Genomic DNA, 22,553 nt, shown 5'->3' with positions numbered 1-22,553 from the left:
CAGCAGAAAATGGAGGGACTCATGGGAACTTTAACAGACGTGAAAGCTCATTTGAACGAATTGATTGTGGGACGGGAAAAGGAAATTGACTTTATGCTTATTGCGTTATTGCAAGAAGGGCATGTCCTGCTTGAAAGCGTGCCTGGATCCGGGAAAACCTGGATGGCAAAAGCCTTTGCGGGCTCGTTTCAAGGCCTATTCAGACGTTTGCAATTCACACCGGACGTGTTGCCGTCCGATGTCACAGGCATCCGTTTTTTCAATCCAAAAACTCAAGAGTTTGAACTTCGTCCAGGGGCGGTCATGTCGAATTTGCTGTTGGCAGATGAAATCAACCGGGCGACGCCGCGGACCCAGTCCAGCTTGCTAGAAGCGATGGAAGAAAAACAAGCGACGATTGACGGCGAAACGCTGCAGTTGCCGAATCCGTTCATCGTCATTGCCACTCAAAATCCGGTAGAGTCCCAGCAAGGCACATTCCCTTTGCCAGCGGCACAATTGGACCGCTTTTTGTTTCGTTTGGAAATCGGCTATCCGGATTACGAAGAAGAAATGGCCATCATCCGCAATTTCCGAGACAACGTTTCCCATAAAAAAGAAATTCGGGCAATTGCTTCAATCGATGAAGTGCGTGAATGGTCTCGCGATGCAAAAAAAGTCTCCATCCATCCAGACATTGAAACGTATATTTTAGCGCTTGTGCGTGCGACGCGCGAGCATTCAATGATCGAACTCGGTTTAAGTTCCCGGGCTGCCCTTGCTTTGGTCCACGCGGCTCAAGGAAAAGCATTTGTGGATGGCCGGACTTTTGTTACGCCGGATGACGTCAAATACATATTTGAACCGGTAGCAGTCCACCGTGTTTTATTGACAGCTGAAGGCATGCTGGTTCAAGATGCTGCAGCGGTGCTTCGTGAAATTGCGGAATCCATTGCATCGCCGGTAGAGGCATTTTAAATGGAATGGCTGCGGCACGATTACGACATGAAAGGAACGAGAGGGCTTATGGGCTTGCTGTTGGTTTTCTTCGTGATTGCTTTAGCGATTTTGCAATTCGAAGCAGCAGCTGTGCTCGCCTTTATCGGCGTGATAGCGTTATTGCAATGGCTTTACTTTGAAAAAGTCGGAAATCAACTTGTTTTTCACAATTTCAAGAATCGCAAGCGTGTTTTAAACGGCGGAGACAGTTCATGGGATCTGCAGTTTGAAAACAGCGGTTTGCCAATTTGGGGAGGAACGTTGAAAATCACATTTCAAGATTCGGTCTTGCCGAAGGGAAATGAAGCGACCAATTTCACCGAAACCATTGAGCTGGACATTCCGTTTACGATCGGCTGGAAGCAATCAGTGCTGATTAAAGTGCCTTTGACCGGCAAACGGAGAGGCTTGTCGCGCATTTTAAAAATGGAACTGGTTGTTCCGCATCTATTTGCCGAAGGCAGCGCCGTTCTGGAATACAAGCCCATGGTTTTGCATGAACAGCTCGTCTATCCGAGGCTTCAAAAATTTCCGTTCCGTACGGTTCCAACACGACAAAAACCGGGGCATTTCGATTTAAAGCATTCGTTGTTCGACGATGTGTTCCAGCCGATTGGCACGCGGGATTACGTGCCGACCGATCAATTCAATCAAATCCATTGGAAAGCAAGTGCGCGCTTGCAGTCGTATCAAACGAAAGTTTATTCAAAAGTCACCAACGAATCGCTGCTATTTGCACTGGATGTCGCGAGCGGCTATTCGACGATTTACAATTTGGAAGACCGCATTGAAGAACTGGCGGCATACGTGGAACAGTGCTATAAGGAAAACGTGCCTTATGCGATCGCCATCAATATCCGTTCTGCCGGAAAAATGCCTTATTTTTACTTGGCAACGGCATCTGGTCAAATGCAGCGCCAAAAAGCGTTGGAACTGCTGTCGGTGGTGTCTAAAAACCATTCTGCTTTGCCGTTTCGTTCAATGCTGGCTCATATCGATATTCATTTGGAATTGCCTTTTACAACGTATTTATTGACGGATGAAGCGAAAGACATTCAGCGCTTTATCGGAAAATGGAGCCGACAAACCCATTTAAGCATTCTTAAAAGCCGGAACGGAGGGATCAGTGCATGACGTCCCGTTTCGTTTCAGCAGGAAACTATTTGCTTGATGTCTTAGTTCTTTCGTTATTGCTCGTCTTTATTGATGTAGAAACGGTTCTGCCATTTGCCTTTATGTGGATTGTGCTAAGCTTTATTGCTGGAGTCGCTTCATTCGCAGTTTTCATAAAACGTCCTTACGAACCAAAGTGGTCAGTGATTATTGCCGTTATTGTGATGGGTTCGGGTTTGGCTTTCGGAGTGGAAGTGTGGCAAGTAGGCATTTTTGCAGCCTTTACTATTTATCGGCTGCATATGAGGTTTTCAGTATCTGACAGCGATCAGGAATCCGATAAAATTTATTTATTGAAGTTCATGATGGTCTTTATCACTGTTCTTTTTATAAGTTTACTTAATCCATCGGGCGGTAAAACTTCAGTTATTTATGCCATTGCAATTTTTACCGTTTCGTTTTATGTGGCCATCCGTCTTTTGCAGCGCTACATTTCAGCTGCAGAGCAAGGAGCGAAGCTAAAACTGGTGTTCACAAGTTTAGCGGGCATCTTAGGGGGAGCAGCAGCTTCTAGCGCGTTGGTGTATTGGGTAGCGGATGATGCCCGGCATTTGGTTGGATCAGCCCTTGGAGGCATACTGAATATTGTTCTTTGGCCGTTTGCACAGCTCATGGACAAAGTGCTGGTTTTCTTAACTGGCCTTTCCACTGAGCAAGAAAAACAAGAAACGATGGACAAATTGCAAGTGGGAGAAGCGCCTGAGCAAACTGGCGGCTACCAGTCCACCACTCCGGATTTTCCAATTGAGTGGTTTGTGTGGAGTGGGTTGATCGTCGCAGCCGTCTTGCTGGTCATGTGGTTCCGCAAAAGCAAACTGGAAAAAGAAGAGCAGAAAAAACAAAGTCTAGTCGATATTCAACATTTTTCCGCCGCAACTGCCGAAAAGCCGAGCAAAAAAACGGCAATTCGGTATGAAGACGTGGATTTGCATCTTATTCGTGAAACGTTCCGTGACTTTGAGAAGCTTGCAGCCGAGTTGAACCAAGGCCGAAAAGAACACGAAACTGTCCGGGAATGGATTAGGCGGATGAAGTGGTCGGCATCGGACTCTTTTTATAAGACGTACGATTTGGTCCGCTATGGAAACAGCCAAGTTTCCCACTCACAAGCGGCACCCTTTTTAAATGAAATCCAAGAATTAAAAGAAAAATATTTGAAAAAAGATGTTTAAAGTGAATTTGAGAAGGGCATAGTATACTTGAACACAGCAACATTCTCATTTCCCCCTTTTGTGGTCGGTCCGTACAGCGGATCGGCTTCTTTTTTTTGCTTTTTTCAGTTGAGATGGTTCATTTTTTTAAAAAATAGAGAATCCCGTTCGTACATTTTTTGAAGAGAATGCTGCTGGCAACAGATTGTTTTTTGCAGACAAATGCTCAAAAAGCACAACGAAATAAGTTGCCTCATGAGTTCTTTTATTAATTGCAGTGAATTATCAGAAGATTTTTGATAAACTGAAGGTGAGAACATGAAGGAGGATTCCAAATGAAATTAGGATTTATTGGTACAGGAGTAATGGGCAATAGTTTGGTGAAGCATTTGCTAAATAACCATCACGAAGTTGCGATTTACACACGGACGGCAAAAAAAGCGGAAAACTTAGTGGAACTTGGAGCGAAGCTTGTCGAATCGCCCAAGCAAGTGGCGGAGCATGCGGACGTGATCTTTACGATGGTCGGCTATCCAAAAGATGTTGAAGAAGTTTATTTTGGCGAAGCGGGCTTGCTGCAGAACGCAAGAGAAAATGCAGTTCTCATAGATTTGACGACTTCCAAGCCAATGTTGGCACAGCGCATTGCAGAAGCCGCAACGGAAAAAGGGCTTCATGCTCTGGATGCACCGGTTTCAGGCGGAGACATCGGGGCGCAAAAAGGCACATTGTCGATTATGGTCGGCGGAGAAGAGCCGACGTTCATGAGCGTCTTGCCATTGCTGGAGCTGCTCGGCGAAAATATCATCTACCAAGGCCCAGCGGGATCCGGCCAACATACAAAAATGTGCAACCAAATCAACATCGCGTGCAATATGATCGGCGTATGTGAATCGCTAATTTACGCGAAAAGAGCCGGATTGGATCCGGAAACGGTGCTTCGCTCCATTTCTACAGGAGCTGCAGGTTCGTGGTCGCTGTCGAATTTAACACCTCGCATGATAGCAAATGATTTTCAGCCGGGCTTCTACATAAAACACTTTATTAAAGACATGAAAATTGCAGCCGAAGAGGCGGATGCATGGGGTTTGGATTTGCCTGGCCTGCGGTTATCGCTCAGCATGTATGAAAGTTTAGCTGAACAAGGCTTTAACGAAGACGGCACTCAAGCGTTGCTCAAATATTATGAAGCATAACAATAAACGCTAGGGCAAAAAAAGCCGGAAACCTTTTACGGTTTCCAGCTTTTCAATCATCAGTCGAAATAAGATTTTTTTGGTGAATAAAAACGGTCTAGTTGGCGAGGACTGTATGTTTTTGTTGCAGAACGTGTAATGGGTGCTGGTTTTTCTGGAAGCAATCCGGTTAAATCGCTTAAAATGTCCTTCGCCACTTTTAAATTCATGCGGCTTGGGGGATTGCGGTAAGACTCGTCTAAATGGCCTAAATGATCAAGGTGTTCGAAGTCTTCTTTTTTCGGCAGCATGTGAAAATAATAATCGCCGCATTTTACGAGGACAGAAGATTGTTGTTGGCTTTTCCGAGGATTTTTGCTGAAGTGAAGACCGATTTTCTGAGCACGATTTTGAAGAATCATCGTCAAAAGCGCTTCTTTTTTCAACGCATAAAGGTATTGGTTTTCGGGCGCGGTTTTGGCATGCCTATTTACTGTAAAAATTGCCTGCGCAATTTCCGTATCCGATTTCCTGTTGGTCATGAGCTCATTCCTTTCTAGATTAAATTTAGATTTTTCACTCCTTTATCATAGCAAAATTAGCGGGTCCTGTATACAAATCCAAAGGCAGAAAATTGCAATTGCGATTTTTAAAAATTTTTAACCATTACTCAAAGGGGGATTTTACGATGTTTACAGACAAAACAATTATTGTGACTGGCGGATCAAGCGGAATGGGATTACATATGGCCAAAAAATTTGCTTCAGAAGGAGCGAATGTTGTCATTACTGGCCGGGATATGGAAAAACTAAACGATGCGGTCGTTCAAATTCGGGGAGACCGCGGCCAAGTGGAAGTGTTCCAGATGGATGTCAGAGAACCCGAACACGCAAAAGCGATGGTCAAATTTGCGCATGATACGTTCGGCAGCGTGGATGGATTGGTCAATAACGCTGCCGGCAATTTTATTGTCCATGCGGAAAAACTTTCTCCTAACGGCTGGCGCTCTGTTATTGATATAGTCTTGAACGGCACCTTTTTTTGTTCACACGCTGTGGGGAATTATTGGATTGAAAATGGCAAAAAGGGGAATATTGTTAATATGTTGGCCACCTATGCGTGGAATGCAGGAGCAGGCGTTGCCCATTCAGCGGCAGCCAAAGCTGGCGTCATGTCGTTAACGCGCACATTGGCAGTGGAATGGGGCACTCAATACGGAATTCGTGTAAACGGCATTGCCCCAGGGCCGATTGAACGGACAGGCGGAGCCGATAAATTATGGGAATCAGAAAAAGCAGCCAAACGCACTTTAGAGTCGATTCCGCTAGGGCGTCTAGGGAAGCCGGAGGAAGTTGCGGAGCTTGCCGCGTTTATTATGTCGGATAAAGCTTCATATATGAATGGGGAAATCGTAACGTTAGATGGCGGCCAATGGCTCAATAAGTTTCCTTTCTAAGAAAATTTACACAGAGAATCGGTCGTTTCACTTACCATGTTGTGTTATGATGAAATGGAATAAGAGCTAGTTATTTTATCAAGGGCAACAGAAGGAGTAATGCACATGATTTCATTACCGAGCAGAGATTTTCTTGAAACTCGAATTGAAGACTACATCATTTCATCTGAAAAAGTTGCTCATGTTCAATTAGGCAATAGTGCTGAACATGCCTTGCTCGTATTAACCAAAACAGGCTATTCAGCGGTTCCTGTTCTCGATTTGAAATATCGGTTTTGTGGATTAATAAATGCCCAGCGGATAACCGAATCAATTTTAGGGATGAATCATATCGAATATGAGCGTTTACCGGAAATACGAGTGGAAGAAATCATGCAGACTGATCTTCCATTAATTCAAATCACCGACCGCTTCCAGAGAGCTTTAGACTTGTTGATCAACCAAAACTTCTTATGTGTTGTGGATGAAGACAGCATGTTTATGGGAATACTGACCCGGCGCGTCATCTTAAAACAATTGAAAAAACAAATTTACCAAATCAGAAATACTTAATAATGAATGACTGAAGGTCTCGTAAAAGAGGCCTTTTTTCTATCGGTGGAAAGCAGGGATTTTGATGAAAAAAACAAATCGGCCACTGGTCTTGGCTTCAGTCATGCTTGCCATGTTTATTGGTGCCGTGGAAGCTACGATTGTTTCAACCGCGATGCCGAGCATATCCGCGGACCTTGGCGGATTCTCCAAATACAGCTGGGTATTTTCTGCCTATTTGTTAATGAGTACGGTAACGGTTTTGCTTTATGGCAAGCTGTCGGATATTTTTGGCCGCAAACCGATTTTTGCGGCAGGTATTTTATTGTTTTTAATCGGATCGTTATTGTGCGGATTGGCCACTTCAATGGAAGAACTTATTTTGTATCGTTTTCTCCAAGGAATTGGGGCAGGGGCGGTCATGCCGATTGCCACAACAATCGTTGGAGATATTTATTCAGCAGAAGAGCGTGCAAAAATTCAGGGGTATTTGTCGAGCGTCTGGGGCATTTCTGCTGTGACCGGCCCCGCGATTGGTGGAGTGCTGGTAGCGACGATTGGATGGAAATACGTGTTTTGGGTGAACATTCCTTTAGGGATTTTAGCGCTTGCCGGCGTTATGCTGTTTTTGGTGGAGCCTGCAAAACAACAGAAGCCGTCGATCGATTACACAGGCGCCATTTTGTTGACGGCTGCTTTGACGAGTTTCCTTTATTTGCTGGTAGAAGGCGGAGTGGGCTTCGAGTGGATTTCATGGCAGTCGATTGTCTTGGCTATTGGTGCAGCCGCTGTGTTTGGCCTCTTTATCGCCGTTGAAAGAAACGTAAAAGATCCCATTATGCCATTTGGCATCTGGAAAAACAATGCGATTCTCTATGCTAATTTGGTGTCGCTGGCAACAGGCGTAATTGTCATCGGCGTTTCAAGTTATTTGCCTACATATGTGACAGGAGTCATGGAGCAGCCAGCTGCGATTGCCGGGTTTACACTAACGGCAATGTCGATCGGCTGGCCAGTAGCTGCGTTTTTCTCCGGACGTCTGCTCATTAAAATCGGCTATTTCCGCACGTCTCTGGCCGGCTGCGTTTTTCTTGTCATCGGCACAGGTTTGTTTGTCTTTATGCGGCCAGAGTTCGGCCCATGGTGGGCAGCCCTTTCCAGCTTTTTCGTCGGTGTTGGAATGGGACTGACGAGCACGGCATTTATTGTATCGATTCAAGCAGCGGTTTCTTATGAACAACGGGGATCGGCAACGGCTTCGTTTATGTTTATGCGGAATTTAGGCAGCACGATCGGCGTCGCACTTTTAGGAAGCATATTAAACTCGTCGCTTTTGCGCTATTTCCAGGACAACGGACAAAACTTGTCAGTTGATGCCATCAATGGGCTATTGACCGAAGAAAGCCGCTCTTCAATTACAGCGGATGCGCTGCATTTTCTGCAGCAAGGACTGTCCGAATCGTTATTGTTTGTTTACTGCGTCACTGCATTATTCGCAGTCATCAGCTTGGCCTTGATCTTTGGGCTGCCTCGCCAGAAAGGTGTTGAGAGCAATGGCAAATGAAGAAATGATCATCAAAGTATTAGCGGAAGAAGGAAATATGCGAAAAGCCTCCGAACGGCTTTTTCTTTCCCAGCCTGCGCTTTCCCAGCGTCTGCAATCGATTGAAAAAGAATGGGGAGAGCAATTGTTCATCCGTTCCCAAAAAGGGCTGACGCCGACTCCTGCCGGGGAATTGGTGATCACCTATTCCAATGAGGTGCTTCAGCGCAAGGAAGAAGTGTTTGAAGTGCTCCATACGTTAACGTCAAAAGTACATGGGACATTGAAAATTGCCTGTGCAACAATCATTGGCCAAAACTGGCTGCCGAAAGTGCTGAAAGATTTCGTCACTCTGTACCCGGAAGCGAAAATTCAATTGATAACCGGCTGGAGTTCCGAAATCGTCCGTGCTTTATACGAAGGCGAAGCGCATATCGGCATTGTGCGCGGCCATATTGACTGGAAAGGGCCGAAAATTCATTTGTTTAAAGACATCCTTTATTTAGTAGATAAAGAAATCAATTCGCTTGAAGAAGTGATGGAAACGGAGCGGCCGTTTATCCAGTTTAAAAGCGACTCTAATTATTACGAAGAAATCCAACAATGGTGGCAAAAGCATTTTGCCTCAAACCCCAAGCGCCAAATTACCGTAGACCAAATCGAAACGTGCAAACAAATGGCGGTCAACGGCATCGGCTATGCCATTTTGCCATCGATCACACTGAACGGGACGGAAGCGGTTTACACAGTCCCGCTTTCAAGCAACGCTGAAGAACTGGAATTGACGCGGGACACGTGGCTCATCGGCTATGAATCCGCTTTTCAGTTAAGGCAAGTGGAAGCGTTTGTTGATATTGTGAAAAAACATGCCGCTTTATTCAAGTGAAGTAATGAATTATTATGCGAATTCCGATATAATTACAGCATCACTTATAGAAAGAGGTTTATAGAATGAAACAAATGGATGCAAATGAAATTATTTCGTACATACAAAATGCCAAAAAGACAACACCCGTTAAAGTTTATGTAAAAGGCGAAGGCGTGGCCTCGCTGGATTTTGGAGCAAGCGCAAAAGTGTTCGGCGAAGGAAACCACGCAACGGTGTTCGGGGAATGGTCTGAAGTGCAGCCAGTTTTGGAAGCAAACGCTGGAACGATTGATGATTTTGTGGTGGAAAATGACCGCAGAAATTCGGCGATTCCGCTTTTGGATATGAAAAACATCAACAGCCGCATTGAACCAGGCGTAACCATCCGCGAAAATGTGGAAATCGGCAATAACTGCATCATCATGATGGGTGCCGTGATCAACATCGGCGCTGTAATCGGTGATGGCACGATGATCGATATGGGTGTTGTCCTTGGCGGACGTGCAACGGTCGGAAAAAATTGTCATATTGGTGCAGGTGCTGTACTGGCTGGCGTTATCGAACCGGCATCGGCTTTGCCGGTGATTGTGGAAGACGACGTCATGATCGGAGCCAACGCTGTGGTATTAGAAGGCGTCCGCATTGGAAAAGGCGCAGTGGTTGCGGCCGGCGCTGTTGTCATTGAAGACGTTCCGGAAAATTCGGTCGTTGGCGGCACGCCTGCACGGGTCTTAAAATTGATGGATGAAAAAACACGTGCGAAAACCGAAATCAAACACGAATTGCGCCAGCTGTAATTGGTGATTGAAATGGATTTAGTGAAAATCAGAAGAGACTTGCACCAAATTCCGGAAATCGGTTTTCAAGAAACGAAGACGCAGCGTTATTTATTGGAGATCCTCCGGTCATTGCCGCAAGACCGTTTAGAGATTGTGGAATGGCGTACGGGGATCGTGGTTAAAGTTTCAGGAGTGAATCCTAGGAAAACGGTCGCTTGGCGTACGGATATTGACGGACTGCCCATTGCGGAAGAAACCGGATTGCCTTTTCAATCCACCCATCCGGGATTCATGCACGCTTGCGGCCACGACATCCACATGTCAATAGCTCTCGGCCTTTTGGAAAAATTAATCGAAGAACCGATTGATGACGACGCCGTGATTTTGTTTCAGCCGGCCGAAGAAGGGCCGGGCGGCGCTTTGCCGTTTCGAGAATGGCTGAAAAGCGACAAGCCCGAATGGCTTCCAGATGTGATTTGCGCGCTGCACATTGCGCCGGAACTTTCAGTTGGAACAGTGGCGACAAAGCCTGGGCTGTTGTTTGCCAATACGTCAGAACTGTTTATTGATCTGCACGGCAAAGGCGGGCACGCGGCCTACCCGCACTTAACCGAAGATATGGCCATAGCTGCAGCATCGCTGCTCATACAACTTCAGACAATTGTCAGCCGGAATATCAATCCGATGGACAGTGCAGTCGTGACAGTCGGGAAAATGACGGCTGGGACTGTGCAAAACATTATTGCCGAAAATGCGCGTCTCGAAGGAACAATCCGGACGCTGAACCATGAATCCATGGCACAGGTCAAAAAACGCATTGAAGCTATTTGCCGGGCTGTTGAAGAAGCAAATCATTGCCGCATTACAATCGATTACGGCTCCGGATATTTGGAAGTGAACAACAACGCCGAACTTGCTGAAGGGTTTTTGGAATTTGCTGAAGCGTTCGATGGCATCCATGCCATTCGCAGCGAAGCCGCCATGACGGGAGAAGATTTTGGCTATTTCACAGAAGAAATTCCAGGGCTGATGTTTTGGGCTGGAGTCGGTTCCGAATTTAGCTTGCATCATGCCAAGCTTCAACCGGACGAAAGCATCTTAACTTTTATGCCGGAATTTATCCACCGCTATTTTAAACGTTTATAATAAAAGCAGGCAGCCAAAAGCTGTCTGCTTTTTTTTCTGTGAAGAAGGAACTAATTGCTCGGCGCAACGTACTAATTTATAGAGAGAAGAAATGGGGGATTTTTATGCTTAAACGCTTGTTGGCTCTTCTTGCAAGCGCGATGATCATCGGATTGTTTTTTCTGCCAAGCGTTTCCTTGGCAGCTCCGAACGTTACCATTGATTCAACGGCGGGACTTCAAAACAAGGTCAAGTACGATAAAGGCTTGCCGCTTCAATTCACTTTAACGAATAACGGTTCTGAATTCTCAGGAGATCTCGTGGTCAGTTATTCGGAAAGCTATAATTTGGGTGCGGGTTTATCCATACCGATTGACCTAGCTTCTGGCGAGACAAAGACAATACAAGTAGCTTCTTCCGGTTTGACGGACATGTCTTATACTGGAGCGCCATCCAATCAAAGCGTATTTTTATACGAAGGCGGATGGGAAGACGGGAAATCGATAAAATTCAACGGATCTAAAACGCTGAAGCCTGGCTTTTTTTCCCCTTCCACATTATTTATTGGCAGCTTGACTTCCAATTCCGACCGGCTGCAGCAATTAAAACAAGTGATGCCAAGCAATAGTGAAGGAACTGAAATTTTCCATTTGAACCAGATGAGCCAATTCGTGCTTCCGGATGAAGCGTTGGCGTGGGAGATGATCGACTATTTAGTCATTGATGAATACGCTTACAGTGATTTGCCGGAACCGGTTCAACAAGCGGTATTGCAGTGGGTTCAGCAAGGCGGACGTGTGATTGTCGGTTCTTCAGGAAATATGGCTGCAGAACTGGGCAACTTAAGCGAATTTTTGCCTTTGGAGCTCGGAAATGAAAAGGAACAGACGGTTCCAAATTTGGAACGAAAAATTCCAGCGTTTGAAGCAACGGCAAAAGACGGGGCATCTTTGCTGCTTGAAAACAATGGGCAAGTATTGGCAGCGAGCCAAACAATTGGTTCGGGATTGTTGATTCAAACGAGTTTTTCTCTGGGCGATGAAGCGGTCTCTTCCCAAAAAGGCTACGTGAACATGATGAGTTCTCTTTTTGCCGTCAAAGCCAACTCTTATGCAAACATGGGCGGCGAGTCGCTGCTGGACCGGATGACGTACGAGGTCGGAGACGTCAACGAATTATTTGAAAGCTTTGCAGTTTCGAAAAATCTAATCATCGGCATCATCATTCTTTATATTATTTTAATCATTCCCGTCCTTTATTTTGTTTTAAAGAAAAAAGACAAACGGGAATACGCATGGTTCATTATTCCGGCAATTGCACTTTTGACATCATTAGGCTTGTTTGCATTCGGAGCAAAAGACCGCATCGGCAATGCCCAAATTCAGCAAACCGGTTTTTTTGAAGCGGATGAAGATGGCGGATTGAACGGCTATTACATCAATTCGCTGTTGTCCAACCGAGGCGGCAATTACCAGTTTGCAGCACCTGCTTCTACGACGATGTCTTATCGAATGAAAAATGGCATGACCACAGAACAGCCTTACCAAGCGGCAATGATGGAAAGGCAAGCTGCCAAAAACCAACTGACGCTTAGGGATATGCGCTATTGGTCAGTTTCGTCTGTAACCGGGCAGTCGTACATTGAAAACACTGGAAATTTTGATATTCAATTAAAAGTTGAAAACCGCAAAATCGCTGGAACGATTCAAAACAATTTCCCGTTCGCACTAGAAGATGTTGCAGTTTGGACGGGTTCGCGGATGATTTCGTTAGGGGAAATCAGTCCGGGCGAAAAAATTAATGTGAATGAAACCGTTACTGCGGATATCTTAACGCCTGCAACGCAAGTTGGGCAAAGCTTCGCTTATCAGCCAATTCAAGATGCAAAAGCATTAAATGCTGCAAGACGGCAATCGCTTTTATCCATTTCGTATGGAGAACTTGAAAAAGGCGGGGAATCGCCTTATGTAGTGGGCTATACAGAAGATGCCATCGTGCCGATTACACTTGAAAACCAGCGGGCGTCTGTTTCTTCTGTGCATTTAATCGCTCAAAGCTTCCAGCCAGAAACGACATTAAACGGCAGCATTACGTTAAATGCGGACATGTTTAATGTGGAAGTCACCGGATCGAATCCATCTGCGTATATTGACCAAATGCCAGAAGATCCCTATCTTTATTATTTAGATGACGGGGACTATACAATAACGTACCAACTTGCAAATGCAATTGATGTGAAAAAATCGACATGGGAAGAACTGAATGTTCTTATCAATCAAACCAATGCGCCGTTTTCCATTTACAACGTGAAAACGAAAAAATACGAAGAAATTTCAGCAACGAGCTCATCTTTCAAAGAAGAATCTGGAAATTACATTTCTGCCGACGGCGTTATTACGTTAACGTTCAAAATGAATGCCGGGGCAATGGGCATGTCTGAAATCACTTTGCCGAAACTGAAGTTGAAGGGTAGTGTGTCTTCATGATTGAAACGGTAGGTTTGACCAAAAAGTACGGTTCTTTTTATGCGCTGCAGGATTTGAATTTAACAGTTGAGGCAGGAACGGTATTCGGCTTTGTCGGGGCTAACGGTGCTGGAAAATCGACCACGTTTTCGATTTTGGCGACGCTTCTTCAACCGACGGCCGGAGACGCTTTTGTCAATGGTTTGAGCGTCACAAACAATGCTCATGAAGTCCGAAAGCAAATCGGCTATATGCCGGACTTTTTTGGGGTATATGATCAGTTAAAGGCGGATGAATACCTGGACTTTTACGGAGCCAGTTACGGCATCAAACCGAAAGAGCGGGAAGTGCTCATTCCAAAGCTTTTAGAACTTGTCAATTTAGAGCATAAACGCTATGAATACGTGGACTTATTGTCACGGGGCATGAAACAGCGCCTTTGCCTGGCGAGGGCTTTGATCCACGATCCGAACATCCTGATTTTGGACGAGCCTGCTTCAGGCCTGGATCCGCGTGCGCGAGTGGAAATGCGGGATATTTTAAAAGAATTAAAATCAATGGGCAAGACGATTTTGATTTCCTCTCATATTTTGCCAGAACTTGCCGAAATGTGCGACACCATTGGAGTCATCGATTCAGGGAAATTGATTGCCCAAGGATCGGTTGCGGACATTCAAGCCCAGCTTCAAAGCGAAAAAGTGATGCGCGTCAAAATTGCGGGAGAAACTGCTGCAGCTCTTGCCTTTTTTGAAAACGATCCGTTTGTATCGAAGCTGCTAGAAGTGCCAGAAAAAAGTCTGATCCAATTTCTGTACAGAGGTTCAGAAGAAGACCAAATCAAGTTATTGCAAAAAGCGATAGCGTTCAACTTGCCAATCGTTTCATTTTCGGAAGAAGAAACGGATTTGGAAGACGTCTTCATGGCAATTACGAAAGGAGTGGACACGGTATGAGAACACTCCTTGAAAACCCGGTATTGGTAAAAGAACTGAAACTGCGCTTCCGCAGTTTGAAAAGTTTTACCGGCATCTTGTTTTATTTGATAGCCATGAGCATTTTTGTTTTCGGCTTCATCTTTTTAACGACGAGTTTCAGCGGAAATGCGTATTTCCGTCCAGATGAAAGCTTTATGCTGTTTAGCATGATGACTTATATTCAATTGGGGCTGATCGTTTTTATCACGCCGTCCCTAACTGCTGGGACCATCAGCACGGAACGGGAAAAGCAGACGCTGAATATCTTGCTGACGACGTCCCAAACATCGTTCCAGATTATTTTCGGCAAGATGACTTCGTCGATTGCGTTTTTGCTGCTAATGATCGTTTCAGGCTTGCCGATTTACAGCTTGGTGTTTCTGTACGGCGGGGTATCGCCGAGCCAACTTCTGACGATCTTTATGTTTTACATGCTGACGCTGCTGACGATTGGCAGTCTCGGGGTCATGTTTTCAACGTTGATCCGAAAAACGATTGTCGCGATTATTGTGACTTACAGCGCAATGATTTTCCTTGTAGCGGTCACAGGATTTTTCTTAATGATTTCGATGTCGATTTCGCAAATGGGGAGCGCAGCTGCCAGTCTTTCGCCTTTTGCTCATTTCTGGGCAAGCATCAATCCGGCGGTCGTCATGTTTACGCTGCTGCAGCCCGCATTTGATGAAGAAATCCAGTTGATGACATTAGTGCCTTTTCCGTTATGGGCCGGTTATGTGGTGTTTTATGCCCTGCTTACGGCCGGCGCGCTTTTCGTTGCGGTAAAACGCTTGCGCGTGAATATGAATAAATACAAATAAGGAGGGGAAATTCATGAATAGCCGCGATATATTGCGTTATGTCAATAAAACCAACAGGCTGATCAAACTGGTGCATGCCAGCAGTTCTTTCCAATTTGCCTTATTTCTCGGACTGGCGGCAACAGTTTTTGTACTGATTGTGTCGCGGCTGTTCATCCTTCCTTATTATGAATTTTATGCATATGGCGCTGGATTTCTGCTGGGGGCTGCCTTATTAGCATGGGAATTAAGCCGCTTGCCGAAACGCGAGCAGGCGGTCCGGGAACTAGACCGCTTTACGCCGCATAACCAACTGCTGACGGTTTGGCAGACGAAGGAAGAAAATCCCTTAACAAAAGAACTGATTAAGAAAACAGAAGAAAATGTACCATACAGTTATCAACTGTTAAAAAAAGAATCGAAAAATTGGCTGCAACCCCGTTGGCTAGCTGGTTCAGTGATTTGTGCAGCAGCGTTGTTGTTTTTGCTGCTGTTTCCAGGAACACTCCAGCATCAAGCGAAAGATATCGAAAAAGACCAGGAATTAATTGAGGAAATTGCTAAGAAAGCGGAAGCTGTGAAAAAACAGGCGAAAACCGAGCAAGTGAAAAAGGAAATGGAAGAATTGCAGGAAGCCGTCAAAGAAACCAAAACGGCAGAAGAAGCTTTGCGCGAACTGGTGAAAAAACAAAAAGAGCTGAACAAGCAGCAGGCGGAAGCAGGAGAAGCGGAAGCGCAAAAAGAATTGGGCAGTGCAGCCGAGCAGCTGGCGAAACAATCAGGCAAGACGCAGACCGCTTTAAGCAATATGGGCAAACCGGTGCCGTTCCCGCTTCAGCAAACAATTGCTAACAGCTCGTCTCCAAATTCAAAAACCGGTTCAAACGCTTCTGGCACCTCAGGAGCTCCAAGCGAAAGCGCGAATGGCCAAGCTTCAGGTGAAGGATCGGAATCTGAAAGCTCAGGAGAAGGAGAAGGGCAGAGCCAAGGCGAACAAGGACAAGGTAAAGGCCAAAGTCAGGGCGAAGGCCAGGGACAAGGCAAGGGCCAAGGACAAGGCCAAGGCCAAGGACAAGGTCAAGGACAAGGACAAGGAGCTGGAACGGGCCAAGGCAACCGGGAGTTATTGACGGTTCCAACACGTCTTGGAGGGTCTGGGCAAACCGAAGTTGATGGCGGAGAACTTGGAGAAGGCGAAGCAGCGGAAGAACAGGAAGGAGCGGTGCCGGCAGAACGGGGAACCGCCCGCCCTTATTCGGAAGTTGTTGGGACTTATTCGGATGCTTATTTTTCCAGCGCTGGCCGCATGCAGTTGCCGCCTGATTTGCAGAAAGTCGTAGAGCAGTATTTTACATCGATTGAATCTGAGGAATAGAAAGCAGGGAGATTATGACAGTGACACCAGACCAATTTACAAAAATGAGCAAGCGGCTGCAGGAAGTGCAAACCGAAATTGGCCGTTTTATCGTCGGCCAAGAAGAAGCGATCGAGTTTTCACTGTACGCAATCTTAGCTGACGGGCATGCGCTTCTTGAAGGCTTGCCCGGGCTCGGCAAAACGATGCTGATTCGGACGATTTCGGACGTTCTTGATTTGTCGTTTTCCCGCATTCAATTTACGCCCGATTTGATGCCATCTGACATTACCGGCACGAGCTTGATTGAACGGGATGCTGACGGCAAGCAGCAGTTTTCGTTTAGGGAAGGGCCGATTTTTCATCAAATGGTGCTGGCCGATGAAATCAACCGCGCCACTCCGAAAACGCAAAGTGCGCTGCTTGAAGCGATGGGCGAAAAAACCGTGACCATTCTTGGCGACACCAAACAAATGGCTCGGCCATTTTTTGTTTTGGCGACTCAAAACCCAATCGAAATGGAAGGGACGTACCCGTTGCCGGAAGCACAAATGGACCGTTTTTTATGCAAAATTCTTGTCATCTACCCTAACCGCAGTGAGCTGGCAGAAATCAGCAGGCGGACGACCGGATCTGAAACCATTCAACTTGAGAAGAAAATGGGTGCAGAAGCGCTCGTAGCAGCTCAACAATTGGTGAAATCAGTCATGATTGCGGAAGACATTTTAATGGTTGCCGTGGACATTATCCAAAACACCAGCCCGCAAGATTCGTCCATCCAACAAATCCAGCAATATGTCCAGTACGGCAGTGGACCGCGCGGCTTGCAAAGCTTGATCCGGCTGGCAAAAGCCCGTGCATTGCTGGAAGGCAGGTTCCATGTGTCGATCGGCGATTTGAAGCATGTGGCCAAACCGGTATTGCGGCACCGCATGCTGTTGAATTACGAAGGAGAAGCAGAGGGCCAAAACACGGATGCGTTGATAGATTTGGTGTTGAGTGAAGCCGGAAAAGGCGTATTGAAATGACCCAGCTTCAGTTGCCGGGAGATTGGATCAGCCGCCTCAGCCGTTTTTCCATCGGAACAAAAGCGAAAATCCGCGGCCATCATAAAGGATCCCACCGGTCAATGCGCTTTGGCGCTTCGCTGGATTTTTCGGATTTTCGGGAATATCACCCGGGAGATGATGTCCGGCACATTGACTGGAATGTTTTTGCCCGAACAGACCGCGTCTACATAAAACGATTTTTAGATGAACAGGAAATGCGTGTTCATTTGTTGATCGACAATTCGAAATCCATGAAAAACAAATGGCTTTTCGCAAAACAATTGGCGTTTTCCCTTGGAATCGTGGTGTTGTCTAGCGATGACCGGTTAACGGTTTCAGCTGGGCAAAAAGAAGTCGTGCCGTTTCGGAAAAAAGGAAAATCCGCTCGGAAGCTATTTGAGCATTTTGTTTCGGTTTTGCCGGAACCCGAAAATCGTTCATTTGCTAAATCGGCCAGTTTCTATGCGGCGAAAGACTCAACGGTGTTGTTTGTTTTATCCGACGGTTTAGAGCCGCTGGATGAATGGCAGCAGTTTTTCAAGCAAGCGCCGCGTTATGCGCATGACATTCGTTTTCTTCATCTTTCAACAGAGGAAGAACGAACACCCAATTTTTCTGGGGACGTCCGTTTTATCGACGATGAAACCGATGAAGACATCAACGTAACCATGACGCAAAATGCCTATTCCAGTTACATGGAAAGACGGGAATTGCACAATAAAGGACTAGAAGCGTTATGCCGAAAACACGGGGTGCAGTATCTTTCCATTCATATGGAAGAAGGCATACAGCATGTGCTGTTTCAGCAAATGGCGAGAAAAAAATGGATTGAATAAGGGGGAAGCGGCATGAGTTTTTCAGGATGGGGCTTAATATGGACTGCAATCATGCCGCTAGCCGTCATTTGGTATTATTTTTTCCGCAAAAAATACAAAGACCAGCGCGTATCATCAACGTTGTTTTGGCGGGAAATGATGAAAGAAATGCAAGCATCGCCGTATTTGAAAAAACTTCAGCATCATTTATTGTTTTATTTGCAATTGGCGGCTTTGCTGCTTTGCGTATTTGCCTTGCTTGGGCCGAAAGTCGATTCGGAAACGCTGGAAGGCAATGAGTTTATCTTTGTCGCCGATCTGTCCGCTACGATGTTGGCGGGTTCACCGTCGCATTTTGAACAGCAGCAGCAATTAATGAAAACTTTGGCTTCACAAGCGGGCGGCAAACCGGTGACGGTGGTCACGACCGGTGCCCGTCCGGAAGTAGCCTTGCGAAAAGAGCGCGATCTGGAAACCATTGAGCAAGTGATTGACGGTTTGGCCATTTCCTATGAAAAAGCGGAAATTGAAAAAACCTTGCTGTTTGCGGACACGCTTGTCGACAACAAATCGACGGTGATCCATGTGTTCACGGATGCGCTGGACCGGTCGCTTCTTGCTAATAAAACCGGTGCAGTCTATGAAGTCCATGGCTTTGAAGAGCCGATGCAAAATGTCTCCATCCGCCAGTTTGGGTTGGCAGAGACGGATAAAGGGCTGCGGGCGATCGTCCAAGTGGCCAATGAAAGTTCTGAACCGGCTACGGGAAAACTAGTGGTAACGGGCGGCGAAACGGAAAAAACAGCCGACATCCAATTGGCGGCAGGAGAAGAACTGTTGGTGCCCTTTGAAGAGCTGGCCGATGAAAAGTTGTGGCAAGCGCAGCTTCAAGTGGAAGATGAATACGCGGCCGACAATGAAATGGCAGCTTTTGTCCAGCAGACGGTAAATGCCGTCACCATTGACTCTGCTCTTCACGAACTGGTTGCAAATGGCTTCCGGTCGTTGAATATGGATGTGCGTTTAATGGAGTCGGGCCAACTGGCTCAAATCTCAGGCATGCCGATTGTAACAAACCAAACTGAATTGTTGGCGGGGGCAGAGCCGATTTTATTGATTGGCCGAAACGATGAAGCACCGCATGAAGTTTCTGGAGAAATTGCAACAGTGCCGCATGCCCTTTTTGCTTACGCCAATTTGGAAGAAGTGTTTGTTTCAGAAGTTTATCCGCCGTTTGAAGGGTATGAAACGGTGGCGTCCATCGGAGAAGAACCATTGATCCAAGTGGCGCCTGATGGAGACATTGTCGTATTAGTGGACATTCAGTCAACCGATTGGCCGCTGAACCCATCGTTCCCTTTGTTTTTATGGAGTGCAGCTGGCGAACTCGGCAGCACAGAAGCGTTTCTCGGCTTTTTCCAGCCGAACGAGCAGCGCTCCGTCGCTCTCGCTTCTGAAAGCGGAGAATGGGAAGTTTTTCGAAACGGTGAATACTTGTCTTCGTATTTGGAAGGCCAAGGAGCATTTACTGCACCGACCGAGCCGGGAGTTTACGATGTGGTAGGAGATGGTGCATCAATGACGCTGATCGTGCAGCTCAGCAACGAAGAAAAAACCTTATCAACCGGCTCGTCGTATAAATTAGGGCAAGCAGAAACGTCGGAAGAGACAGTCCAATTTTCACTTGTTCCATGGCTCGTCTTATTCGTTCTGGTTCTGGTTATCGCAGAATGGGAGGTGTACCGCCGTGGAATTGCGCGTAGATGAACCGCTATGGCTTTGGCTGTTAGTGCCGGTCCTTATTTATTTCGCTTGGACGATCCCTAAAAAACTCTCAGGCTCCAAGCAATTCCGTTGGGTCGCTATTCTGCGAATCTTCGTGGTTTTACTATTGGTCCTGGCAATGGCCAATCCGTTGCTTTACCGTGCAGATGCAGAAGAACAAGTCATTTTTCTGGTTGACCGGTCGGCTTCAATGGAAGGAATGGAAACGGAGATTGCGGCCGTTGTGGAAACCGCAATGGCCGCGAAAAAAAATCATCAATTGGCAGGCGTTTATACGTTTGCGGAAGATTTTCAAACCTTAGTGCCGCTGTCTGCTAAACAAGAGCCGCTGCCGCAAGACGTTGCTGCAAATAAAAACACACATACCAATATTGCACAGGCGCTGGAGCTCGCAGCCAATAGCGGAAATACCGATTTGGCTACACGGCTCGTCTTATTGACAGATGGAAATGAAACCCAGTCGTCTGTCTTAGAAAGTCTCGACCGCTTGGATTCCGAACGCATTCAAGTGGATGTGTACCCGGTCGAACAAGACAAGAGAACCGATGCCTCGATCAGCCGGTTTGAAACGCCGGCGCAGGCCTTTTTAGGCGAAGCACAAGCTTTTACTGTCGCTATTGACTCGGATGAAGGCGTTAAAGGGCAATTGATTTTCTCTTCTAATGATGAGGAATTCGACCGGAAAGAAATTGCGTTGTCGGCAGGACAGAATTTATTCGCCTATTCCTATCCGGCAGAAGCGAAAGGCTTGGCGAAATACGAAGTGAAGCTGGAAATTGAAGACGATGCCTATTTAGAAAACAATGCTTTGATCAGCATCACGGAAGTGGAAGGGACGCCGGAAGTTTTGGTAGTCCACGGCAATGATCCGAGTCCGATTCCCGGTTTATTAGACCAAGAAAACATTCAAATTACAGAAATGAAAGCTGAAGAGCTGCCCCACAACCTTTCGTCTATCTTGCCGTACGATTCGATTGTTTTTGACAACGTTTCCGGAACTTCGATCGGCGGCCAGCAAATGGCTGTCATCGAACAAGCAGTCAAACAGTTCGGCACCGGTTTCATGATGGTCGGAGGCGACCAAAGCTACGGGTTGGGCGGCTATTTTAAATCACCGATCGAACGGATTTTGCCAGTTGAAATGGAAGTTAAAGGCAAGCACGAATTGCCATCTCTTGGCTTGGTCATCGTCATGGACCGGTCGGGCAGTATGGCGGGTTCCAAATTGGAGTTGGCAAAAGAAGCTGCTGCACGGTCCGTGGAGCTTTTGAGAAAAGAAGACACTGTCGGAGTGATTGCGTTTGACGACCGTCCGTGGGAAATCGTACCGACCGAAAAACTGAATGACCCGAAAGATGCCGTGGACAAAATTTTGTCCGTTGCACCAGGCGGGGGAACGGAGATTTATCGGTCGCTTGAAGAAGCGTACTTGCAGCTGGAGGATTTAGAACTGCAGCGCAAACACATCATTTTGCTGACGGACGGCCAAGCTGCAACATCTAGCGACTATACGGCATTAATTGAGAATGGCAAAGAAAACAATGTAACGCTATCAACTGTGTCAATCGGACAAGATGCCGATAAAAACTTGTTGAAAACCCTAGCGGAAACCGGCAGCGGACGCTATTACGATGTAACCGATGAAACGACGATTCCGGCCATCTTATCGAGGGAGACGATGATGATGTCCCGGACGTACATTGTGGATAAACCGTTTTATCCTATTGTATATGACAGCCCGTGGAGTCCGCTGTTTGCCGAAGGCGTGCCTGAAATGAACACGTATATCGCGACAACTGCAAAAAGCACAGCTTCTGTTGAATTGGAAAGCGAAGAAGGCGATCCTGTGCTTGCGAGCTGGAATTATGGGCTCGGCAAAACAATTGCCTACACGTCCGGCAGCGGAGCATGGAGCGGCGGGTTCCAAAGTTGGGGAGAATGGCCGGCGTTTTGGAACCGAAATGTAGCCGAATTGCTGCCATCATTTGAAGAAATTCCATTTTCGGTAACGAAAAAAGAACAAGGGGTTTATACGGTAGAAGACCCCTCTCAAGCTTCGGCAATATTGAACGTGTCGGTTGTAAATGAACAAGGGGAAGAAGTGCCGCTCCAAACCGAATTGGTCGCTCCCGGGAAAGTGGACGTTATGCTTGATGCATCTCCCGGTTTGGTCTTTTTCAGTGTCTCCAATGAAACCGGAGCCGCTTATAAGACCGGGCTGACGATTCCTTACGGCGATGAATACCGGACACTTGGAGCAAACCGGCAGTTGTTGTCAACGATAGCTGAAAGAACGGACGGGGAAGTGCTGGAGACGCTGGATCTGTCATTCCGGGACATTCCCTATGAAAGCGGCACAAGGCAGCCGATCCAGCGCTACGTGCTGCTGGCGGCGATGATTCTTTTCTTCCTTGATATCACGCTTCGCCGCTTCGGCTTAAAACTGCCGATAAGAAAAAAACGCCAAGCTCCAAAAGAAGAGCTGGCACCGGAAACCGTATCCCAATTAATAAAAGCGAAAAAGAGAAGTTAATC

The 22,553-nt window shown here is 46.5% G+C and carries 19 protein-coding genes; 18 read left to right on the top strand and 1 reads right to left on the bottom strand.

What is annotated here, in order from left to right:
• Positions 1 to 21 precede the first annotated feature (21 nt).
• The 4 genes from ACRRQV_RS05780 to ACRRQV_RS05765 all read left to right on the top strand — a co-directional run bounded on the left by ACRRQV_RS05780 (position 22) and on the right by ACRRQV_RS05765 (position 4,498).
• Positions 22 to 957 (top strand): AAA family ATPase, encoded by a 936-nt coding sequence (locus tag ACRRQV_RS05780; RefSeq protein WP_432528612.1) that lies wholly within the window; start codon positions 22 to 24, stop codon positions 955 to 957.
• Entirely contained in the window at positions 958 to 2,112 is a 1,155-nt protein-coding gene (locus tag ACRRQV_RS05775; RefSeq protein ID WP_432528610.1) for a DUF58 domain-containing protein, read from the top strand.
• On the top strand, positions 2,109 to 3,323 hold the full coding sequence (locus ACRRQV_RS05770; RefSeq protein ID WP_432528608.1) for a hypothetical protein: 1,215 nt from the start codon (positions 2,109 to 2,111) through the stop codon (positions 3,321 to 3,323). The genes ACRRQV_RS05775 and ACRRQV_RS05770 overlap by 4 nt, the downstream gene beginning before the upstream one ends.
• 314 nt (positions 3,324 to 3,637) lie before the next feature.
• Complete coding sequence (locus ACRRQV_RS05765; protein ID WP_432528606.1) at positions 3,638 to 4,498, top strand: NAD(P)-dependent oxidoreductase; 861 nt, start codon at positions 3,638 to 3,640, stop codon at positions 4,496 to 4,498.
• A gap of 59 nt (positions 4,499 to 4,557) precedes the next feature.
• On the opposite strand, the gene ACRRQV_RS05760 is transcribed toward ACRRQV_RS05765, so the two are convergent.
• The gene (locus ACRRQV_RS05760) at positions 4,558 to 5,019 is read right to left on the bottom strand and encodes a YkyB family protein (protein ID WP_432528604.1); all 462 of its coding nucleotides are present in this window, start codon (positions 5,017 to 5,019) and stop codon (positions 4,558 to 4,560) included.
• Positions 5,020 to 5,165: 146 nt separating this feature from the next.
• On the opposite strand from ACRRQV_RS05760, the gene fadH reads away from it, so the two are divergent.
• The 14 genes from fadH to ACRRQV_RS05690 all read left to right on the top strand — a co-directional run bounded on the left by fadH (position 5,166) and on the right by ACRRQV_RS05690 (position 22,551).
• On the top strand, positions 5,166 to 5,933 hold the full coding sequence (gene fadH / locus ACRRQV_RS05755; protein ID WP_432528602.1) for a 2,4-dienoyl-CoA reductase: 768 nt from the start codon (positions 5,166 to 5,168) through the stop codon (positions 5,931 to 5,933).
• Positions 5,934 to 6,038: 105 nt separating this feature from the next.
• The gene (gene cbpB, locus ACRRQV_RS05750; protein WP_432528600.1) at positions 6,039 to 6,485 is read left to right on the top strand and encodes a cyclic-di-AMP-binding protein CbpB; all 447 of its coding nucleotides are present in this window, start codon (positions 6,039 to 6,041) and stop codon (positions 6,483 to 6,485) included.
• A 64-nt stretch (positions 6,486 to 6,549) separates the two neighbouring features.
• Positions 6,550 to 8,028: an MDR family MFS transporter gene (locus tag ACRRQV_RS05745; protein WP_432528598.1), complete on the top strand. Its 1,479-nt coding sequence runs from the start codon at positions 6,550 to 6,552 to the stop codon at positions 8,026 to 8,028.
• Positions 8,018 to 8,893, top strand: coding sequence for a LysR family transcriptional regulator (locus ACRRQV_RS05740; RefSeq protein WP_432528596.1), 876 nt, complete (start codon positions 8,018 to 8,020; stop codon positions 8,891 to 8,893). The genes ACRRQV_RS05745 and ACRRQV_RS05740 overlap by 11 nt, the downstream gene beginning before the upstream one ends.
• Positions 8,894 to 8,958: 65 nt before the next feature.
• Positions 8,959 to 9,672 carry a 2,3,4,5-tetrahydropyridine-2,6-dicarboxylate N-acetyltransferase gene (dapD, locus tag ACRRQV_RS05735; protein ID WP_432528594.1) on the top strand — a complete coding sequence of 238 codons (714 nt, stop codon included), beginning with the start codon at positions 8,959 to 8,961 and terminating at the stop codon, positions 9,670 to 9,672.
• Between the two features lie 12 nt (positions 9,673 to 9,684).
• On the top strand, positions 9,685 to 10,800 hold the full coding sequence (locus tag ACRRQV_RS05730) for an N-acetyldiaminopimelate deacetylase (protein WP_432529472.1): 1,116 nt from the start codon (positions 9,685 to 9,687) through the stop codon (positions 10,798 to 10,800).
• A gap of 38 nt (positions 10,801 to 10,838) precedes the next feature.
• Positions 10,839 to 13,265 carry a hypothetical protein gene (locus ACRRQV_RS05725; protein ID WP_432528592.1) on the top strand — a complete coding sequence of 809 codons (2,427 nt, stop codon included), beginning with the start codon at positions 10,839 to 10,841 and terminating at the stop codon, positions 13,263 to 13,265.
• Positions 13,262 to 14,197, top strand: coding sequence for an ABC transporter ATP-binding protein (locus ACRRQV_RS05720; RefSeq protein WP_432528590.1), 936 nt, complete (start codon positions 13,262 to 13,264; stop codon positions 14,195 to 14,197). The genes ACRRQV_RS05725 and ACRRQV_RS05720 overlap by 4 nt, the downstream gene beginning before the upstream one ends.
• Complete coding sequence (locus tag ACRRQV_RS05715; protein WP_432528588.1) at positions 14,194 to 15,036, top strand: ABC transporter permease; 843 nt, start codon at positions 14,194 to 14,196, stop codon at positions 15,034 to 15,036. Before ACRRQV_RS05720 ends, ACRRQV_RS05715 begins: the two co-directional genes overlap by 4 nt.
• Before the next feature lie 13 nt (positions 15,037 to 15,049).
• The gene (locus tag ACRRQV_RS05710; protein WP_432528586.1) at positions 15,050 to 16,390 is read left to right on the top strand and encodes a hypothetical protein; all 1,341 of its coding nucleotides are present in this window, start codon (positions 15,050 to 15,052) and stop codon (positions 16,388 to 16,390) included.
• 14 nt (positions 16,391 to 16,404) lie between these two features.
• A complete protein-coding gene (locus tag ACRRQV_RS05705; protein ID WP_432528584.1) occupies positions 16,405 to 17,397 on the top strand; it encodes an AAA family ATPase in 993 nt (330 codons plus the stop codon).
• Positions 17,394 to 18,254 carry a DUF58 domain-containing protein gene (locus ACRRQV_RS05700; RefSeq protein ID WP_432528582.1) on the top strand — a complete coding sequence of 287 codons (861 nt, stop codon included), beginning with the start codon at positions 17,394 to 17,396 and terminating at the stop codon, positions 18,252 to 18,254. Before ACRRQV_RS05705 ends, ACRRQV_RS05700 begins: the two co-directional genes overlap by 4 nt.
• 12 nt (positions 18,255 to 18,266) lie before the next feature.
• Positions 18,267 to 20,000, top strand: coding sequence for a vWA domain-containing protein (locus ACRRQV_RS05695; RefSeq protein ID WP_432528580.1), 1,734 nt, complete (start codon positions 18,267 to 18,269; stop codon positions 19,998 to 20,000).
• Positions 19,981 to 22,551 (top strand): VWA domain-containing protein, encoded by a 2,571-nt coding sequence (locus ACRRQV_RS05690; RefSeq protein WP_432528578.1) that lies wholly within the window; start codon positions 19,981 to 19,983, stop codon positions 22,549 to 22,551. Before ACRRQV_RS05695 ends, ACRRQV_RS05690 begins: the two co-directional genes overlap by 20 nt.
• Positions 22,552 to 22,553 lie beyond the last annotated feature (2 nt).

The organism is Planococcus sp. YIM B11945 (genome assembly GCF_050864155.1).
GTDB lineage: Bacteria > Bacillota > Bacilli > Bacillales_A > Planococcaceae > Planococcus.
Note: the sequence above shows the minus strand (reverse complement) of the source record. Positions and strands in the feature narration are given on the sequence as shown.

Bases quoted from the DNA above. Each gene is read 5' to 3' on its own strand.
- ACRRQV_RS05780 (WP_432528612.1), top strand. From the start codon at position 22: ATGGGAACTTTAACAGACGTGAAAGCTCATTTGAACGAATTGATTGTG.
- ACRRQV_RS05775 (WP_432528610.1), top strand. From the start codon at position 958: ATGGAATGGCTGCGGCACGATTACGACATGAAAGGAACGAGAGGGCTT.
- ACRRQV_RS05770 (WP_432528608.1), top strand. From the start codon at position 2,109: ATGACGTCCCGTTTCGTTTCAGCAGGAAACTATTTGCTTGATGTCTTA.
- ACRRQV_RS05765 (WP_432528606.1), top strand. From the start codon at position 3,638: ATGAAATTAGGATTTATTGGTACAGGAGTAATGGGCAATAGTTTGGTG.
- ACRRQV_RS05760 (WP_432528604.1), bottom strand. From the start codon at position 5,019: ATGACCAACAGGAAATCGGATACGGAAATTGCGCAGGCAATTTTTACA.
- fadH (WP_432528602.1), top strand. From the start codon at position 5,166: ATGTTTACAGACAAAACAATTATTGTGACTGGCGGATCAAGCGGAATG.
- cbpB (WP_432528600.1), top strand. From the start codon at position 6,039: ATGATTTCATTACCGAGCAGAGATTTTCTTGAAACTCGAATTGAAGAC.
- ACRRQV_RS05745 (WP_432528598.1), top strand. From the start codon at position 6,550: ATGAAAAAAACAAATCGGCCACTGGTCTTGGCTTCAGTCATGCTTGCC.
- ACRRQV_RS05740 (WP_432528596.1), top strand. From the start codon at position 8,018: ATGGCAAATGAAGAAATGATCATCAAAGTATTAGCGGAAGAAGGAAAT.
- dapD (WP_432528594.1), top strand. From the start codon at position 8,959: ATGAAACAAATGGATGCAAATGAAATTATTTCGTACATACAAAATGCC.
- ACRRQV_RS05730 (WP_432529472.1), top strand. From the start codon at position 9,685: ATGGATTTAGTGAAAATCAGAAGAGACTTGCACCAAATTCCGGAAATC.
- ACRRQV_RS05720 (WP_432528590.1), top strand. From the start codon at position 13,262: ATGATTGAAACGGTAGGTTTGACCAAAAAGTACGGTTCTTTTTATGCG.
- ACRRQV_RS05715 (WP_432528588.1), top strand. From the start codon at position 14,194: ATGAGAACACTCCTTGAAAACCCGGTATTGGTAAAAGAACTGAAACTG.
- ACRRQV_RS05710 (WP_432528586.1), top strand. From the start codon at position 15,050: ATGAATAGCCGCGATATATTGCGTTATGTCAATAAAACCAACAGGCTG.
- ACRRQV_RS05705 (WP_432528584.1), top strand. From the start codon at position 16,405: ATGACAGTGACACCAGACCAATTTACAAAAATGAGCAAGCGGCTGCAG.
- ACRRQV_RS05700 (WP_432528582.1), top strand. From the start codon at position 17,394: ATGACCCAGCTTCAGTTGCCGGGAGATTGGATCAGCCGCCTCAGCCGT.
- ACRRQV_RS05695 (WP_432528580.1), top strand. From the start codon at position 18,267: ATGAGTTTTTCAGGATGGGGCTTAATATGGACTGCAATCATGCCGCTA.